Origin of the sequence: Pseudomonas sp. G166 (assembly GCF_037027455.2) — a bacterium.
Classification (GTDB): Bacteria; Pseudomonadota; Gammaproteobacteria; order Pseudomonadales; family Pseudomonadaceae; genus Aquipseudomonas.
Window position 1 is genome coordinate 1,167,008 of record NZ_CP146985.1, and the last position, 17,178, is coordinate 1,184,185.

Below are 17,178 nucleotides of genomic sequence, written 5' to 3' on the forward strand. Positions count from 1 at the left end.
GAACGCCAGCCAGCCTGATTTAGGAGAGAGTCCATGAAATTGCCGATTTACCTTGATTACTCTGCGACCACCCCGGTTGATCCGCGTGTCGCGCAAAAAATGAGTGAATGCCTGCTGGTCGACGGAAACTTCGGTAACCCGGCGTCCCGCTCCCACGTGTTTGGCTGGAAAGCCGAAGAGTCGGTCGAAAACGCCCGTCGCCAGGTCGCTGACCTGGTCAATGCCGACCCGCGTGAAATCGTCTGGACCTCCGGTGCCACCGAGTCCGACAACCTGGCAATCAAGGGTGTCGCGCACTTCTATCACACCAAGGGCAAGCACCTGATCACCTCCAAGATCGAGCACAAGGCTGTCCTGGACACCATGCGCCAACTGGAGCGTGAAGGTTTCGAAGTCACCTACATCGAACCGGGTGAAGACGGCATCATCACCCCGGCCATGGTGGAAGCCGCGCTGCGCGACGACACCATCCTGGTTTCGATCATGCACGTGAACAACGAAATCGGCACCATCAACGACATCGCGGCCATCGGCGAACTGACGCGCTCCAAGGGCGTTCTGTTCCATGTCGACGCGGCGCAGTCCACCGGCAAGGTCGCGATAGACCTGTCGCAGTTGAAAGTCGACCTGATGTCGTTCTCTGCCCACAAGACCTACGGCCCTAAAGGCATCGGCGCGCTGTACGTGAGCCGCAAGCCGCGCGTTCGCCTCGAAGCGACCATGCACGGTGGCGGTCACGAGCGTGGCATGCGTTCCGGCACCCTGGCGACCCACCAGATCGTCGGCATGGGTGAAGCATTCCGCGTGGCCAAGGAAGACATGGCTGCCGAGAACGTGCGCATCAAGGCCCTGAGCGACCGCTTCTTCAAGCAGGTCGAGCACCTGGAAGAGCTTTACGTCAACGGCAGCATGATCGCCCGCGTACCGCACAACCTGAACCTGAGCTTCAACTATGTTGAAGGTGAGTCGCTGATCATGGCGCTCAAGGATCTGGCCGTGTCGTCCGGTTCGGCGTGCACCTCGGCATCGCTGGAGCCTTCGTACGTGCTGCGCGCCCTGGGCCGCAACGACGAACTGGCTCACAGCTCGATCCGCTTCACCTTCGGGCGCTTCACCACCGAAGAAGAAATCGATTACGCCGCGCAGAAAGTCTGCGAGGCCGTTACCAAGCTGCGCGCTCTGTCGCCGCTGTGGGACATGTACAAAGACGGCGTCGACATTTCGAAAATCGAGTGGGCGGCGCACTGAGAAGTCGCCACCAGAGCGACTCACTGATGAGGATTGAAGCAAATGGCATATAGCGAAAAGGTCATCGACCACTACGAGAACCCGCGCAACGTCGGCAAGATGGACGCGCAGGATCCTGATGTCGGCACCGGCATGGTCGGCGCCCCGGCGTGCGGCGACGTAATGCGCCTGCAGATCAAGGTCAACGAGCAAGGCATCATCGAAGATGCCAAGTTCAAGACCTACGGCTGCGGTTCCGCCATCGCGTCCAGCTCCCTGGCCACCGAGTGGATGAAGGGCAAGACCCTTGATGAAGCCGAAACCATCAAGAACACCCAGCTGGCTGAAGAGCTGGCCTTGCCGCCCGTGAAGATCCACTGCTCGGTACTCGCCGAAGACGCCATCAAGGCCGCTGTTCGCGATTACAAGCAGAAAAAAGGCTTGATCTGATCTGTGCACAGGTAAGGAGTTTCCATGGCTATCCAGATGACAGAAGCGGCAGCTAAGCATGTCCAGCGCTCCCTCGCGGGGCGCGGCAAGGGCGAGGGTATCCGCCTGGGTGTTCGCACCACGGGCTGCTCTGGCCTTGCCTACGTGCTGGAATTCGTCGACGAAGTGGGCGAAGACGATCAGGTGTTCGAAAGTCATGGTCAGAAAGTGATCATCGACCCGAAAAGCCTGACGTACCTGGACGGCACTGAACTGGATTTCGTCAAGGAAGGGTTGAACGAAGGCTTCAAGTTCAACAATCCCAACGTGCGCGGTGAATGTGGCTGCGGCGAAAGCTTCAACATCTGAGGCGGCTTGTGGGTACTCCTTGTCATTTTGCGTTGTTCCAGATGCAGCCTGCGTTCCAGCTGGATCTTGACCAGTTGTCCGCGCGTTATCTGGAATTGGCCCGTGGTGTCCACCCGGACCGTTTTGCTGACGCCTCCGAAGCCGAGCAGCGGCGGGCGCTCGAGCAGTCTGCGAACCTCAACGAGGCGTACCAGACGCTCAAGAGCCCTGCCAAGCGCGCGCGTTACCTGCTCGCTATCAGCGGTCATGAGCTGCCCCTGGAAGTCACCGTCCACGATCCCGAGTTTCTTTTGCAGCAGATGCAATGGCGCGAAGAACTCGAAGACCTGCAGGACAGCGCCGACCTGGCCGGTGTCGCGGTATTCAAGCGCCGCTTGAAAGATGCCCAGCACACATTGAACGAAAGCTTCGCAGCCTGCTGGAACGATGCCGCGCAACGTGAGCAGGCCGAACGCCTGATGCGGCGCATGCAGTTCCTCGACAAGCTCACCTACGAAGTGCGCCAGCTCGAAGAGCGCCTCGACGATTAACCCAGTGCCGCTCCGGTCGCACGCCTGATTACAGATAAGTCCTGATTACGATGGCCCTACTGCAGATCGCCGAACCCGGCCAAAGTCCACAACCGCACCAGCGTCGCCTGGCTGTGGGAATCGACTTGGGTACTACCAATTCCCTGGTCGCTGCCTTGCGCAGCGGTCTTTCCGAACCGCTGGCCGACGAGCAGGGGCAGGTGATCCTGCCGTCCGCCGTGCGCTATCACGCCGATCGCGTTGAAGTGGGCGAGTCAGCCAAGCTGGCCGCCGCGACCGATCCGCTGAACACCGTTGTCTCGGTCAAGCGCTTGATGGGTCGTGGTCTGTCCGACGTCAAGCAATTGGGCGATCAACTGCCGTACCGCTTTGTTGGCGGCGAATCGCACATGCCGTTCATCGAAACCGTGCAGGGCCCGAAAAGCCCGGTGGAAGTCTCGGCCGATATCCTCAAGGTGCTGCGCCAGCGCGCTGAAGCGGCACTGGGTGGGGAATTGGTTGGTGCGGTCATCACCGTCCCGGCCTATTTCGACGACGCCCAGCGCCAAGCCACCAAGGACGCGGCCAAGCTGGCCGGCCTGAACGTGTTGCGCCTGCTCAACGAGCCGACCGCCGCTGCCGTGGCGTACGGCCTGGACCAGCACGCCGAAGGCCTGGTAGCGATCTACGACCTGGGCGGCGGCACCTTCGATATTTCGATCCTGCGCCTGACCGGCGGCGTCTTTGAAGTCCTGGCCACCGGTGGCGACAGCGCTCTGGGCGGCGATGACTTCGACCACGCCATTGCCGGCTGGATCATCGAGCAAGCGGGCCTGTCCGCTGATCTCGATCCGGGTGCCCAGCGCCATCTGCTGCAAACCGCCTGCGCCGCCAAGGAAGCCTTGACCGACGCTGTCACCGTTGAAGTCGCTTATGGTGACTGGAAAGCTTCCCTGAGCCGCGAAGCGTTCGATGCGTTGATCGAACCCATGGTCGCCCGCAGCCTCAAGGCCTGCCGCCGTGCCGTGCGTGATTCCGGCGTGGAGTTCGAAGACGTCAAGGCCGTGGTCATGGTCGGTGGTTCGACCCGCGTGCCTCGGGTTCGCGAAGCCGTTGCCGAGGCCTTTGGCCGCCAGCCGCTGACCGAAATCGACCCGGACCAGGTGGTCGCCATCGGCGCCGCGATCCAGGCCGATACCCTGGCCGGCAACAAGCGAGACGGTGGCGAGCTGCTGTTGCTCGACGTGATTCCGCTGTCTCTGGGCCTGGAAACCATGGGCGGTCTGATGGAGAAGGTGATTCCGCGCAACACCACCATTCCCGTTGCCCGCGCTCAAGACTTCACCACCTATAAAGACGGCCAGTCGGCGATGATGGTCCACGTGCTGCAAGGCGAGCGTGAACTGATCAGCGACTGCCGCTCCCTGGCTCGTTTCGAATTGCGCGGCATCCCGCCGATGGTGGCCGGTGCGGCGAAGATTCGCGTGACCTTCCAGGTCGATGCCGATGGCTTGCTCAATGTCTCCGCTCGCGAACTGGGTTCGGGCGTCGAGGCGAGCATCCAGGTCAAGCCGTCCTACGGCCTGACCGACGGCGAAATCGCCAAGATGCTCAAGGATTCGTTCCAGCATGCCAGCGACGACAAGGTGGCTCGCGTGCTGCGCGAGCAGCAGGTCGACGCCCAACGCCTGATCGAAGCCGTGCAAGGTGCCCTTGAAGCCGACGGCGAGCGCTTGCTCGACGCCGAAGAGCGCATGGTCATCGAGCTGCAAATGCAGGAACTGTCCGAATTGATCAAAGGTACCGATGGTTATGCCATCGAGTTGCAGACCAAGCGTCTGTCGCAAGTCACCGATGCCTTTGCTGCCCGCCGCCTGGACTCGACGGTCAAAGCCGCCCTGGCGGGGCGCAACCTGAATGAAATCGAGGAATAACTGATGCCGCAGATCATTTTTCTGCCACACGCCGAGCATTGCCCGGACGGTATGGTGGTAGAGGCCGAAACCGGCAAATCCATTCTTGAAGTGGCCCACGATAACCACATCGAGATCGAGAGCGCCTGCGGCGGCGTCTGTGCCTGTACCACGTGCCATTGCATCATTCGCGAAGGTTTCGACTCGCTGAATGAGGCCGATGAGCTGGAAGAGGACTATCTTGATCGGGCCTGGGGTCTGGAACCGACGTCGCGCCTGACGTGCCAGGCCAAGGTCGGCACCGAGGACCTGGTGGTCGAAATTCCGAAATATTCGCTTAACCATGCGGCCGAAGCGCCGCACTGATGGTGACACTGTCATGAGCTATGGTTGGAATGATGTACAACGCATCGCAGAAGAATTGGCCGAAGCCAAGCCGGACGTGAACCCGATGGCTGTCAATTTCGTCGAGTTGCAGCACTGGATCATGGAGCTTCCCGATTTCGACAACACCTCTGGCCGTTGTGGCGAGAAGGTCTTGGAGGCCGTCCAACAGCTCTGGATCGAAGAAATCGACTGATCCACCTGGCAGGTTAGGCAATACCCCTGAACCCGCGTATAATTCGCGGGTTTAATTTTTCGCAAATTACCGTTTCTGGAGTTACACCATGGCTGTTCAACGTACTTTCTCCATCATCAAGCCTGACGCCGTTGCTAAAAACGTGATCGGCAAGATCGTTACCCGTTTCGAAGACGCTGGCCTGCGCGTTGTAGCTTCGAAAATGAAGCAACTGTCCAAAGCCGAAGCCGAAGGCTTCTACGCTGAGCACAGCGAGCGCGGTTTCTTCGGTGAGCTGGTTGCCTTCATGACTTCCGGTCCGGTTGTCGTTCAGGTGCTGGAAGGCGAAAACGCCATCGCTCGCAACCGTGAGCTGATGGGCGCTACCAACCCTAAAGAAGCTGCTGCCGGTACCATCCGCGCTGACTTCGCCGAGTCGATCGACGCCAACGCCGTTCACGGTTCGGACTCCGAAGCCGCTGCTGCTCGCGAAATCGCTTACTTTTTCTCCGCTACTGAAGTAACCACTCGCTAAGCCCAGGCTTTTGAGTGAAGGTGAATCCATGACTACATCGAACGGCAAAACCAACCTGTTGGGCCTGACCCAGCCGGAAATGGAGAAATTCTTCGACTCGATCGGGGAGAAGCGTTTCCGTGCCGGCCAAGTGATGAAGTGGATTCACCACTTTGGCGTCGACGATTTCGACGCCATGACGAATGTCAGCAAGGCCTTGCGCGAAAAGCTCAAGGCAGTTGCTGAGATTCGCGGTCCGGAAGTGGTCAGCGAGGACATCTCCAGCGACGGCACCCGTAAGTGGGTGGTGCGCGTGGCGTCCGGCAGCTGCGTCGAGACCGTCTACATTCCCCAGGGCAAGCGCGGCACCTTGTGCGTTTCGTCCCAGGCAGGCTGTGCCCTGGATTGCAGTTTCTGCTCCACCGGCAAGCAAGGCTTCAACAGCAACCTCACCGCCGCCGAAGTGATCGGCCAGGTGTGGATTGCCAACAAATCCTTTGGCAGCGTCCCGGCGACCGTCGACCGTGCCATCACCAACGTGGTGATGATGGGCATGGGTGAGCCGCTGCTGAACTTCGACAACGTCATCGCCGCCATGCACCTGATGATGGATGACCTGGGCTATGGCATCTCCAAGCGCCGGGTGACCTTGTCCACCTCGGGCGTGGTGCCGATGATCGATGAGCTGGCCAAGCACATCGACGTCTCCCTGGCGTTGTCGCTGCACGCACCCAATGACGCATTGCGTAACCAATTGGTGCCGATCAACAAGAAGTATCCGCTTAAGATGCTGCTGGAGTCGTGCCAGCGCTACATGTCGTCCCTGGGCGAAAAGCGCGTACTGACCATCGAATACACCTTGCTCAAGGACGTGAACGACAAGGTCGAGCATGCGGTCGAGATGATCGAGTTGCTCAAGAACATCCCGTGCAAGATCAACCTGATCCCGTTCAACCCGTTCCCGCACTCCGGTTACGAGCGTCCGAGCAACAATGCGATTCGTCGCTTCCAGGATCAGCTTCATCATGCCGGCTTCAACGTCACTGTGCGCACCACCCGCGGCGAAGACATCGATGCCGCGTGTGGCCAATTGGTAGGACAGGTGCTGGATCGCACCCGTCGCAGCGAGCGCTACATTGCCGTGCGTGAATTGAACGCCAGCGACGATGTGGCGCAAAACGCTGCGAACAGTCACTAAGAGAGGAACTCTATGTCCCTGCGCTTCGCGCTCATCTTGCTGTTGGCCGGGCTGTGCACCGGTTGTGTTCTGTCGGGTGACTACAACCCGATGAAAACCAGCAAGGGACGCGACGAGGCACGTGTGGCCTATGTGCAACTGGGCATCGGCTATTTGCAGCAGGGCATGACCGAACGGGCCAAGGTCCCGCTCAAGAAAGCCCTGGAGCTGGACAGTTCAGACCCTGACGCCAACGCGGCCCTGGCCCTGGTATTCCAGGCCGAGATGGAACCGGAACTGGCCGACGAGCATTTTCGCAAGGCGCTGTCCGGCCGCCCGCAGGATGCCCGGATCCTGAACAACTACGGCAGCTTCCTGTTCGAACAGAAGCGTTACAAGGACGCCTACGAGCGGTTTGAGCAGGCCGCCGCCGACACCCTTTATCCCGAGCGTTCGCGAGTTTTCGAGAACCTCGGCATGACGGCATCGAAACTCGGCCAGCGTGACCTGGCCCGCCAGCAGCTCGAAAAGGCGCTGCGGCTCAACCATCAGCAACCGCGCGCATTGCTGGAAATGGCTGAGTTGTCCTACGAAGACAGGCAATATGTGCCCGCCCGCGACTATTACGAACGTTTTAGCCTGCTGAGCGAGCAAAATGCACGTAGTCTATTGCTCGGCGTTCGGCTGGCACATGTGTTTGAAGATCGCGACAAGGCTGCCAGTTATGGCCTGCAACTAAAAAGACTCTATCCCGGTACGCCGGAATATCAGCAATACCTGTCGGAGCAATGATGAAAGCGGCGCATCCTGAAGTTGTAGCAGCGACTCGCGTAAATCCCGGTGAGACCCTGCGTCAAGCCCGCGAAAGCAATGGTTGGTCGCTGGCCGAAGTGGCCCTCAAGCTCAATCTCACCGTGGCTTCCCTGGGCAATCTGGAAAGCGGCGCGTTCGACAAGCTGCCAGGGCATACCTTCGCCCGCGGGTACATCCGCGCCTATGCCAAATTGCTCGGCATGGACCAGACCGTGCTGGTCCAGCAATTCGATCAGTACACCGGTTCCGATGCCCAAGGCAGCAACGTGCACAGCCTGGGTCGCATCGAAGAGCCGGTGCGCGTTTCCCACACCATCTTGCGCATCGTCAGCCTGTTGTTGCTGATCGCGGTGATTGGTGGCGGTTTTGTCTGGTGGCAGGATCAGGCTTCCTTGCGCAACAAGGAACCGGTAGCCATGAACCCTGAGCACGTCGAAGTCGAAGGTGCCGACGGCACCACCCAGATCCATCCGTTGGACGAGCCGGAAGACCAGGCCGTCATGGAAGGCCAGGCCGAAGGCGAAACCGCTCTGGCGCTGCCTCAAGGCCAAGATGGCGCGGATGCCGAAGCTGGCGCCGAGCCGGTTGCTCCTGCACCTGCTCCGGCTGCCCCGATCATCGGCAGCGCGCCGATTGCCACGGCACCTGCCGCGCCGACCGCGCCAGCGCCGAGCGTGGCTGCGCCTGCGACCCACGCCGCTCCAGTCGTTCCGGCAGCGCCAGTGGCTCCGGTGGCGCCTGCCGCTGGTGAAGGCCAGGTACAGATTCAATTTATCGCCGATTGCTGGACGCAAGTCACCGACGGCAACGGCAAGGTGCTGTTCAGTGGCCTCAAGCGCAAGGGCGATAGCACCTCCATCAACGGCAAGCCGCCCTTTGCCGTGCGCCTGGGTTATGCCCGTGGCGCGCAGGTCAGCTACAACGGCCAGCCGGTCGACATCGCTCCGTTCACCAGTGGCGAGACCGCTCGCCTGAAGTTGGGTCAATAAGTCATGCACGGCGAATCTCCAATCAAACGTCGCGAATCCCGCAAGATCTGGGTGGGTAACGTGCCTGTCGGCGGCGATGCGCCTATCGCTGTGCAGAGCATGACCAACAGCGACACCAACGACGTGGCCGCCACGGTCGCGCAGATCAATCGCCTGGAAGCCGCCGGTGTCGACATCGTGCGGGTTTCGGTGCCGGACATGGACGCCGCCGAGGCGTTCGGCAAGATCAAACAGTTGGTCAAGGTGCCGCTGGTGGCCGACATCCATTTCGACTACCGCATTGCCCTGCGCGTGGCCGAGCTGGGTGTGGACTGCCTGCGCATCAACCCGGGCAACATCGGTCGCGAAGACCGCGTACGCGCCGTGGTGGATGCTGCCCGCGACCGTGGCATTCCGATCCGTATCGGTGTGAACGCCGGTTCCCTGGAAAAAGACCTGCAAAAGAAATACGGCGAACCGACCCCGGCTGCGCTGGTGGAGTCGGCCCTGCGCCATGTCGAGCACCTCGAACGCCTGAATTTCCAGGACTTCAAGGTCAGCGTGAAGGCTTCCGACGTGTTCATGGCCGTTGAAGCCTACCGCTTGCTGGCCAAGGAAATCGTCCAGCCACTGCACCTGGGCATCACTGAAGCCGGTGGGTTGCGTTCGGGCACGGTGAAATCCGCCGTCGGCCTCGGTATGCTGCTCGCCGAAGGGATTGGCGATACCATCCGCATCTCGTTGGCGGCTGATCCGGTCGAGGAAGTGAAAGTCGGCTACGACATTCTCAAGTCTCTGCACCTGCGTTCCCGTGGGATCAACTTCATCGCCTGCCCGAGCTGCTCGCGGCAGAACTTCGATGTGGTCAAGACCATGAACGAGCTGGAAGGGCGCCTCGAAGACCTGCTGGTGCCGCTGGATGTCGCGGTGATCGGTTGCGTGGTCAACGGGCCGGGCGAAGCCAAGGAGGCCCATATCGGCCTGACTGGCGGTACGCCGAACCTGATTTACATCGACGGCAAGCCGTCGCAGAAACTGACGAATGACAATCTGGTGGATGAGCTGGAAAGGCTGATCCGCCAGAAAGCGGCCGAAAAGGTCGAAGCCGACGCGGCGGTCATTGCACGCGGCTGAGCAAACGAATTTTTAAGGATTACCTGTGAGCAAGTCTCTGCAAGCCATTCGTGGCATGAACGACATCCTGCCCGAGCAGACGCCCCTGTGGCGCTATTTCGAGGGCACCGTGGCGCGTTTGCTGGATAACTACGGTTACCGGCAGATCCGCATGCCGATCGTCGAGTTCACCGAGCTGTTCAAGCGCTCCATCGGTGAAGTGACCGACATCGTCGAAAAAGAGATGTACACCTTCGACGACCGCAACGGCGATTCCCTGACCCTGCGCCCGGAAGGCACGGCGGCCTGCGTGCGTGCGGTGCTCGAGCACGGCATCACCGGCGGCGGCCAGGTGCAGAAGCTCTGGTATATCGGCCCGATGTTCCGTCACGAGCGTCCGCAGAAAGGCCGCTATCGCCAGTTTCATCAGATCGGTTGCGAGGTGTTCAACCTCGACGGCCCGGACATCGACGCCGAACTGATCGTGCTGACCTGGCGCCTGTGGGGCGAGTTGGGCATTCGTGATGCCGTCAAGCTTGAGCTCAACAGCCTCGGCACCGCCCAAGCCCGCGCTCGCTACCGTGACGCACTGGTGGAGTTTCTCTCGGCCCGCCTCGAGCACCTGGACGAAGACAACCAGCGCCGGTTGAAGACCAACCCGCTGCGGGTGCTGGACACCAAGAACCCGGACACGCAGGCCGTACTGGTGGATGCGCCAAAAATGGCCGACTACCTCGACGAAGAGTCCCGCGTGCACTTCGAGGGGCTCAAGGCCCGCCTGGACGCCGCCGGTATTCCTTACGTGATCAACCCGAAACTGGTTCGTGGTCTGGATTACTACAGCAAGACCGTTTTCGAATGGGTCACTGACAAGCTCGGCGCCCAGGGCACTGTGTGTGCCGGCGGCCGTTACGATGGCCTGGTGGAACAGATGGGCGGCAAGCCGACGTCGGGCGTGGGTTTTGCCATGGGCATCGAGCGCCTGGTGCTGATGCTTGAGGCCCTGGACAAGGTGCCGGAGGAACTGGCCCGTCAGGTCGACGTTTACCTGTGCGCCTTCGGCGAGGCAGCCGAACTGGCGGCCCTGACGTTGAGCGAACGGGTCCGCGACCAGTTGCCCAACCTGCGCCTGCAGATCAACGCCGGCGCCGGCAGTTTCAAGAGCCAATTCAAGAAGGCCGACAAGAGCGGTGCGCTGTATGCACTGATCCTCGGTGACGACGAACTGGCCCAACAAGTGGTAGGTTTCAAACCCCTGCGTGGCCAGGGCGAACAACAAAGTATTGCCTGGGATGCGCTTGCTGCACACCTGGCCACCTGCGTCGTGCAGGGTTGAAGCTGTCAAACAGCCGATTTAGCGATTAAGGAGTATTGGGGTGTCGAGTACCGAAGATGAACAGCTGGCGGATTTGAAGGACTGGTGGACGCGCAACGGCAAGCCGCTGGTCACTGGCGGCCTGTTGGCGCTGGTCATCGTGTTCGGCTGGCAGGCCTACCAGAAATACCAGAGCAACCAGTCGCAAGGCGCCTCGGTGCTCTACCAGCAATTGCTGGAAACCACCCTGACCCCGGACGGCAAGCCTGACCCTGCCCGTGTGGCGGACCTGTCCGGCAAGCTCAACAGCGAATTCGGCGGCACTGCCTACGCGCAATACGGTCGCCTGTTCGTGGCCAAGGTTGCCGTGGACAGCGGCAAGCTGGACGACGCTGCCACCGAACTCAAAGCTATCGTCGACAAGCCGGCCAACCCGACCCTGGGCGAAGTGGCCCGTCAGCGCCTGGCGCAGGTGCTGGCGGCACAGAACAAGGCCGAAGACGCGTTGAAGCTGCTCGACGGCGATGCCGACAAGGCCTTCCTGGCGACCCGCGAAGAACTCAAGGGCGACCTGCTGGTACAGCTGGGTCGTGCTGATGAGGCCCATGCGGCCTACCAAAAAGCCAAGGCTGCGCTGTCGGATGAAGCCGCAGTCGGTGGCCTGCAAATCAAGCTGGACGACCTGGCCAAAGGGGATGCGTGACGTGATCCGTTGGAAACATGCAGCATTGCTGGCTCTGGCCATTCTGGCCGCGGGTTGCAGCAGCAACAGCAAGAAAGAACTGCCTCCGGCCGAGTTGACCGACTTCAAAGAAGAAGTCGTGTTGCAGAAGCAGTGGAGCCGCTCCATCGGTGACGGCCAGGGTGAAACCTACAACATGCTGGTGCCAGCCATCGACGGCGACACCATCTATGCCGGTGATGTCACTGGCGTGGTCATGGCGATGGATCGCAGCAACGGCGACGTCAAGTGGAAGAAAGATCTCGAACTGCCCGTTTCCGGCGCCGTTGGCGTGGGTTACGGGCTGGTCATGATCGGCACGCTCAAGGGTGAGATCGTTGCCTTGGACGCGAGCAGCGGTGAAGAAAAATGGCGCGCCCGCGTGACCAGTGAAGTGCTCGCACCGCCTGCAACCAACGGTGACGTGGTCGTGGTCCAGACCCAGGATGACCGTCTGATCGGCCTGGATGCCGCTACCGGTAACCAGCGCTGGTTGTATGACAGCACCCCGGCAGTACTGACCTTGCGTGGCACCAGTGCGCCAGTCGTCACCAACCGCCTCGCGGTGGCTGGGTTGTCGACCGGTAAAGTGGTCGCCCTGGATATTTCCAACGGCGTGCCGGTCTGGGAACAGCGCGTAGCCATCCCGCAAGGCCGTTCGGAACTGGAGCGCGTGGTCGACATCGACGGCGGCCTGCTGCTGTCCGGCGGTACGCTGTATGTCGCCAGCTACCAGGGTCGCGTGGCGGCGCTGGACCTGGAAAGCGGTCGTCCGTTGTGGCAGCGCGATGCGTCCAGCTACGCCGGTGTCGCCCAGGGCTTTGGCAGCGTCTACGTAAGCCTGTCCTCGGGCACGGTTGAAGGCGTCGACGAGCGTTCCACCACTGCGTTGTGGAGCAACGACTCCCTGGCCCGTCGTCAACTGTCGGCTCCGGAAGTGTTCTCCAGCTACGTTGCAGTGGGTGACCTGGAAGGTTACCTGCACCTGCTCAGCCAGGTGGACGGCCGTTTCGTCGGCCGTGAGCGTATCGACAGCGACGGCCTGCGTGCCCGTCCGCTGGTGGCGGGCAACATGATTTATGTGTATGGCAACAGCGGCAAACTGGAAGCCCTGACCATCAAGTAAGACTATGCTTGGGCTAATCCCCCAAGCGGCTTCACCTGTGGGAGCAAGCAAGCCTGTTCCCACAGTGCTGCCCCGAGCACCAGCCGCTGCCTAGCAGCGGCTTTTGTATTTTCTGAAATAACGAAGTGGAGAGCCGCATGGTTCCCGTAATCGCCCTGGTGGGCCGACCGAACGTCGGCAAGTCCACCTTGTTCAACCGCCTGACCAGGACTCGCGACGCCATTGTCGGCGACTTGTCCGGTCTGACCCGTGATCGCCAATACGGTGAGGCCAAGTGGCAAGGGCGTACCTATATTCTGGTCGACACCGGCGGCATCTCCGGTGATGAACACGGCATGGACGAAAAAATGGCCGAGCAATCGCTGCTCGCCATCGAAGAAGCCGATGTGGTGCTGTTCCTGGTAGACGCCAAGGCCGGTTTTACCGCCGCCGACCAGATGATCGCCGAGCATTTGCGCAAACGTAACAAGCGTTCCTACGTGGTCGCCAACAAGGTCGACAACATCGACCCGGACATGGCCCGCGCCGAGTTCGCCCCGCTGGGCATGGGCCAGGCGATCCCGATCGCCGGTGCCCACGGTCGTGGCATCACCCAGATGCTGGAAATCGCCCTGGCTGATTTCCCGAAAGACGACGAAGACGAGCCGGAAGACGGCGAGGAAGAAGTCGTTGCCGAAGGCGAGGAAGCCAAGCGCATTCCCGGCCCGAGCGAAAAAGACGGGATCAAGATCGCCATCATCGGTCGCCCGAACGTCGGCAAGTCGACGTTGGTCAACCGCATGCTCGGCGAAGACCGGGTGATCGTGTACGACCAACCCGGCACCACCCGCGACAGCATCTACATCCCCTTCGAGCGTAACGAAGAGAAGTACACGCTGATCGACACCGCCGGTGTGCGCAAGCGCGGCAAGATCCACGAAGAAGTCGAAAAATTCTCCGTGGTCAAAACCTTGCAGGCGATCAAGGACGCCAACGTGGTGATCTTCGTGATGGATGCCCGCGAGGGTGTGGTCGATCACGACCTCAACCTGCTGGGCTTTGCCCTGGAAGCTGGTCGTGCTTTGGTTATCGCGATCAACAAGTGGGACGGCATGACGCCGAGCGAGCGGGATTTCGTCAAGGTCGAATTGCAGCGTCGGCTGTTCTTCGTCGACTTCGCCGATATCCACTTCATCTCGGCCCTGCACGGTACCGGCGTGGGCAACCTCTACGCCTCTGTGCAGAACTCGTTCAAGTCGGCGGTCACCCGCTGGCCGACCAACCGCCTGACCCAGATTCTCGAAGACGCCGTTGGCGAGCACGCGCCACCGATGGTCAACAACCGCCGGATCAAGCTGCGTTACGCCCACTTGGGCGGTGCCAACCCGCCGATCATCGTGATTCACGGTAACCAGATCGAGAAGGTGCCCAAGTCGTACGTTCGTTACCTGGAAAACACCTATCGTCGCGTCCTGAAGCTGGTCGGCACGCCGATCCGTATCGAGTTCAAGGGCGGCGAAAACCCGTACGAAGGCAACAAGAATACGCTCACCGACCGCCAGGTCAACAAGAAGCGCCGCTTGATGTCGCACCACAAGAAGGCTGACAAGAAGCGTCGTGACAAGCGCTGATCGATAGTCACCGCAGTTCCACTGTGGGAGCGAGCTTGCTCGCGATAGCGGCAGTACATCAACAGGGATGCACGCTGATTCACCGCCATCGCGAGCAAGCTCGCTCTCACAGGGTATGAGTTGTGTCAGCGTAAGAAGGGTGTCCTTGGTGGCACCCTTTTTCATGCCCGGCGATTGGGCTATCCTCGACTTCTCCCGTGCCGCACCTGAGCCGGGTGCAGACCCAGGGAACCCTCGATGATCACCAGCAAGTTGCCGAATGTCGGCATCACTATTTTCACCCAGATGTCCCAGCTCGCCGCGCAGACCGGCGCGCTCAATCTGTCCCAGGGGTTTCCCGATTTCGATGGTCCGCAGGCCCTGCGCGATGCAGTCGGCCGGCATATCGCCCAAGGCCATAACCAATACTCGCCCATGACCGGTTTGCCGGCGCTGCGCCAGCAGATCGCGGCGAAGATCGCCCGCAGTTACGGCGCCAGCGTCGATGCCGATCAAGAAGTGACCGTGACTCCCGGCGCGACCCAGGCGATTTTCTGTGCCATTGCGGCGGTGGTTCACAGCGGCGACGAAGTGATCGTGTTCGACCCTTGCTATGACAGTTACGAGCCGGCGGTGCAGTTGGCCGGCGGGCGTTGCGTGCATGTGCAGTTGGGCCTGGATGACTTCGCCATCGATTTCCAGAGGCTCAGCGAAGCGTTGAGCCCGCGTACGCGGATGATCATCCTCAATAGCCCCCACAACCCCAGTGGCGCCCTGATCAGTCGCGCCGAACTGGATCAACTGGCGGCACTGATTCGCGACCGCGACATTTACCTGATCAGCGACGAGGTCTACGAACACCTGGTGTTCGACGGCGTCGCCCACGCCAGCGTCCTGGCCCATGAAGAGCTGTATCGGCGGGCCTTCGTGGTCAGCTCGTTCGGCAAGACCTACCACGTCACCGGCTGGAAAACCGGCTACGTGGTGGCGCCAGCGGCCCTGACGGCGGAGCTGCGCAAGGTGCATCAATACGTCAGCTTCTGCGGCGTGACGCCGTTGCAATACGCCCTGGCCGACTACATGGCCGAGCATCCGGAGCATGTCGAAGAATTGCCGGATTTCTACCAGGCCAAGCGCGACCTGTTCTGCGATCTACTGGCGCCGTCGCGGTTCAGCTTCAAGCGAGTGACCGGTACTTATTTCCAGTTGGTGGATTATTCGCAAATCCGTCCGGACCTGAATGACGTCGACATGGCGGTATGGATGACCCGTGAGCACGGCGTGGCGACGATCCCAGTCTCGGTGTTCTACCAGAACCCACCCGAAGGCCAGCGCCTGGTGCGCCTGTGCTTTGCCAAGCGCGAGGAGACGCTGCGTGAAGCGGCGGAAAAACTATGCGTGATCTGACTGCGTTGCCCAACCTGAATGTGGCGCTGGTCCAGACCACCCTGGCCTGGCACGACCGCCAGGCCAACCTGGAGCATTTCGAAGGTCTGCTGGAGCAGGCGCGTGGCGCGGACCTGATCATCCTGCCGGAAATGTTCACCACGGGCTTTTCCATGGAGTCCGAGCGCCTGGCGGAGCCGGAGCACGGCCCTGCGCACAAGTGGCTCAAGGCCCAGGCGGCGAAGCTGGACGCGGTCATCACCGGTAGTGTGATCATTCAGGCGGCGGACGGCAGCCACCGCAATCGTCTGCTCTGGGCGCGCCCGGACGGCGAGGTATTGCATTACGACAAGCGCCATCTGTTTCGCATGGCCGGGGAGCACAACCATTACACGCCGGGCGAGCGCCAGGTGCTGTTCGAACTCAAGGGCTGGCGCATTCGCCCGCTGATTTGCTACGACCTGCGCTTCCCGGTCTGGAGCCGTGACGCCGAGGACACCGACCTGTTGCTGTACACCGCCAACTGGCCAGGCGCCCGGCGCCAGCATTGGAATCGGCTGCTGCCGGCCCGGGCAATCGAGAACCTGTGCTATGTGGCGGCAGTGAACCGCATCGGCACCGACGGCAAGGGTTTCGCCTACACCGGTGATAGTCAGGTGCTGGATTTCCAGGGCGAGACTCTGCTCAGTGCCGGCGAGGCAGACGGGGTGTTCACGGTGTGCTTGAACGCGGTGGACCTGGCAGCGTATCGGGCGCGGTTTCCGGCAAACCTGGATGCCGACCGCTTCGAATTCATCTGATTGAAACGATTCAGCCCTTCAGGAACGGGATTGGATGCCGATAAACGGTCAGCCAAGGAGAATGCTCATGACCAGTATCAGCGCAACCACCGTCAACCCGTACCCGATGTCAGCCTCTAAAGTTTCTATCAAGGGGGCGGAAGAAGAGAAAACGGTCAGTCCTGTCGCCGCGACTGAAACTGATGATGACAAAGACAAGACACTACAGGTCGACACTCGTGGCGCAAACGTCGCCGGCGCGGGTGCCGAGGCGGGTGACAGCACCATCGAGCAGTTGAAGAAGCAGATCGAGCAGGCCGAAAAACTACTGGCCCAGCAGCAAGCCCAACTGGCCCGCGTGCAGAAGAGCCAAGCCAGCGAAGAGCAGAAAGCCCAGCAGGCGATGGCTCTCCAGACCCAGATCATGGGCACCCAGGCGACGCTGCAAACCCTGCGGGCGTCGCTGTTGCAAGCGATGACAGTCTCGATTGATACCCATGCCTGATATCTCGGTTGCCTGACAGGCCGCCATCGCGAGCAAGCTCGCTCCCACATTTGATCTGTGTTCACCGCAGATCCAGTGTGGGAGCGAGCTTGCTCGCGATGAGGCCAGAATTGACAACATAAAACACCAGCCAAACAAAAAGGCCCCAGGGTTCACACCCCGGGGC

The 17,178-nt window shown here is 60.9% G+C and carries 19 protein-coding genes; all 19 read left to right on the top strand.

All coding sequences use genetic code 11. The features are described 5' to 3' along the window. Nucleotides 1–33: 33 nt before the first annotated feature. The 19 genes from SGN16_RS05115 to SGN16_RS05205 all read left to right on the top strand — a co-directional run bounded on the left by SGN16_RS05115 (nucleotide 34) and on the right by SGN16_RS05205 (nucleotide 17,012). Nucleotides 34–1,248, top strand: coding sequence for an IscS subfamily cysteine desulfurase (locus SGN16_RS05115; protein ID WP_134922896.1), 1,215 nt, complete (start codon nucleotides 34–36; stop codon nucleotides 1,246–1,248). A gap of 42 nt (nucleotides 1,249–1,290) precedes the next feature. After that, a complete protein-coding gene (iscU, locus tag SGN16_RS05120) occupies nucleotides 1,291–1,677 on the top strand; it encodes a Fe-S cluster assembly scaffold IscU (protein ID WP_003185157.1) in 387 nt (128 codons plus the stop codon). 24 nt (nucleotides 1,678–1,701) lie between these two features. Further along, nucleotides 1,702–2,025 carry an iron-sulfur cluster assembly protein IscA gene (gene iscA / locus SGN16_RS05125; protein WP_030139597.1) on the top strand — a complete coding sequence of 108 codons (324 nt, stop codon included), beginning with the start codon at nucleotides 1,702–1,704 and terminating at the stop codon, nucleotides 2,023–2,025. 8 nt (nucleotides 2,026–2,033) lie between these two features. Then, a complete protein-coding gene (gene hscB / locus SGN16_RS05130) occupies nucleotides 2,034–2,555 on the top strand; it encodes a co-chaperone HscB (RefSeq protein ID WP_003197997.1) in 522 nt (173 codons plus the stop codon). Between the two features lie 50 nt (nucleotides 2,556–2,605). Next, the gene (gene hscA / locus SGN16_RS05135; protein WP_335943408.1) at nucleotides 2,606–4,468 is read left to right on the top strand and encodes a Fe-S protein assembly chaperone HscA; all 1,863 of its coding nucleotides are present in this window, start codon (nucleotides 2,606–2,608) and stop codon (nucleotides 4,466–4,468) included. Nucleotides 4,469–4,471: 3 nt separating this feature from the next. Next, nucleotides 4,472–4,813 (top strand): ISC system 2Fe-2S type ferredoxin, encoded by a 342-nt coding sequence (gene fdx / locus SGN16_RS05140; protein WP_003198002.1) that lies wholly within the window; start codon nucleotides 4,472–4,474, stop codon nucleotides 4,811–4,813. Between the two features lie 13 nt (nucleotides 4,814–4,826). After that, complete coding sequence (iscX, locus tag SGN16_RS05145) at nucleotides 4,827–5,027, top strand: Fe-S cluster assembly protein IscX (RefSeq protein ID WP_210642965.1); 201 nt, start codon at nucleotides 4,827–4,829, stop codon at nucleotides 5,025–5,027. 88 nt (nucleotides 5,028–5,115) lie between these two features. Beyond that, nucleotides 5,116–5,541 carry a nucleoside-diphosphate kinase gene (ndk, locus tag SGN16_RS05150; RefSeq protein WP_042727994.1) on the top strand — a complete coding sequence of 142 codons (426 nt, stop codon included), beginning with the start codon at nucleotides 5,116–5,118 and terminating at the stop codon, nucleotides 5,539–5,541. 28 nt (nucleotides 5,542–5,569) lie between these two features. Then, entirely contained in the window at nucleotides 5,570–6,718 is a 1,149-nt protein-coding gene (rlmN, locus tag SGN16_RS05155; RefSeq protein WP_210642966.1) for a 23S rRNA (adenine(2503)-C(2))-methyltransferase RlmN, read from the top strand. A 12-nt stretch (nucleotides 6,719–6,730) separates the two neighbouring features. Next, nucleotides 6,731–7,489, top strand: coding sequence for a type IV pilus biogenesis/stability protein PilW (gene pilW, locus SGN16_RS05160; protein ID WP_210642967.1), 759 nt, complete (start codon nucleotides 6,731–6,733; stop codon nucleotides 7,487–7,489). Further along, nucleotides 7,489–8,499 (top strand): RodZ family helix-turn-helix domain-containing protein, encoded by a 1,011-nt coding sequence (locus tag SGN16_RS05165; protein WP_335943409.1) that lies wholly within the window; start codon nucleotides 7,489–7,491, stop codon nucleotides 8,497–8,499. Before pilW ends, SGN16_RS05165 begins: the two co-directional genes overlap by 1 nt. A 3-nt stretch (nucleotides 8,500–8,502) precedes the next feature. After that, complete coding sequence (ispG, locus tag SGN16_RS05170) at nucleotides 8,503–9,612, top strand: flavodoxin-dependent (E)-4-hydroxy-3-methylbut-2-enyl-diphosphate synthase (protein ID WP_003185136.1); 1,110 nt, start codon at nucleotides 8,503–8,505, stop codon at nucleotides 9,610–9,612. 25 nt (nucleotides 9,613–9,637) lie between these two features. Beyond that, complete coding sequence (gene hisS, locus SGN16_RS05175) at nucleotides 9,638–10,927, top strand: histidine--tRNA ligase (protein WP_335943410.1); 1,290 nt, start codon at nucleotides 9,638–9,640, stop codon at nucleotides 10,925–10,927. 40 nt (nucleotides 10,928–10,967) lie between these two features. After that, complete coding sequence (locus SGN16_RS05180; protein ID WP_210642969.1) at nucleotides 10,968–11,609, top strand: tetratricopeptide repeat protein; 642 nt, start codon at nucleotides 10,968–10,970, stop codon at nucleotides 11,607–11,609. Next, nucleotides 11,602–12,753, top strand: a complete 1,152-nt coding sequence (gene bamB / locus SGN16_RS05185; RefSeq protein ID WP_210642970.1) for an outer membrane protein assembly factor BamB — start codon at nucleotides 11,602–11,604, stop codon at nucleotides 12,751–12,753. The genes SGN16_RS05180 and bamB overlap by 8 nt, the downstream gene beginning before the upstream one ends. Nucleotides 12,754–12,890: 137 nt before the next feature. After that, on the top strand, nucleotides 12,891–14,363 hold the full coding sequence (der, locus tag SGN16_RS05190; protein WP_210642971.1) for a ribosome biogenesis GTPase Der: 1,473 nt from the start codon (nucleotides 12,891–12,893) through the stop codon (nucleotides 14,361–14,363). A 237-nt stretch (nucleotides 14,364–14,600) separates the two neighbouring features. Next, nucleotides 14,601–15,749, top strand: coding sequence for a pyridoxal phosphate-dependent aminotransferase (locus SGN16_RS05195; protein ID WP_210642972.1), 1,149 nt, complete (start codon nucleotides 14,601–14,603; stop codon nucleotides 15,747–15,749). After that, nucleotides 15,737–16,528, top strand: a complete 792-nt coding sequence (locus SGN16_RS05200) for an amidohydrolase (RefSeq protein WP_335943411.1) — start codon at nucleotides 15,737–15,739, stop codon at nucleotides 16,526–16,528. Before SGN16_RS05195 ends, SGN16_RS05200 begins: the two co-directional genes overlap by 13 nt. Before the next feature lie 67 nt (nucleotides 16,529–16,595). Beyond that, on the top strand, nucleotides 16,596–17,012 hold the full coding sequence (locus SGN16_RS05205) for a hypothetical protein (protein ID WP_335943412.1): 417 nt from the start codon (nucleotides 16,596–16,598) through the stop codon (nucleotides 17,010–17,012). Nucleotides 17,013–17,178: the final 166 nt, after the last annotated feature.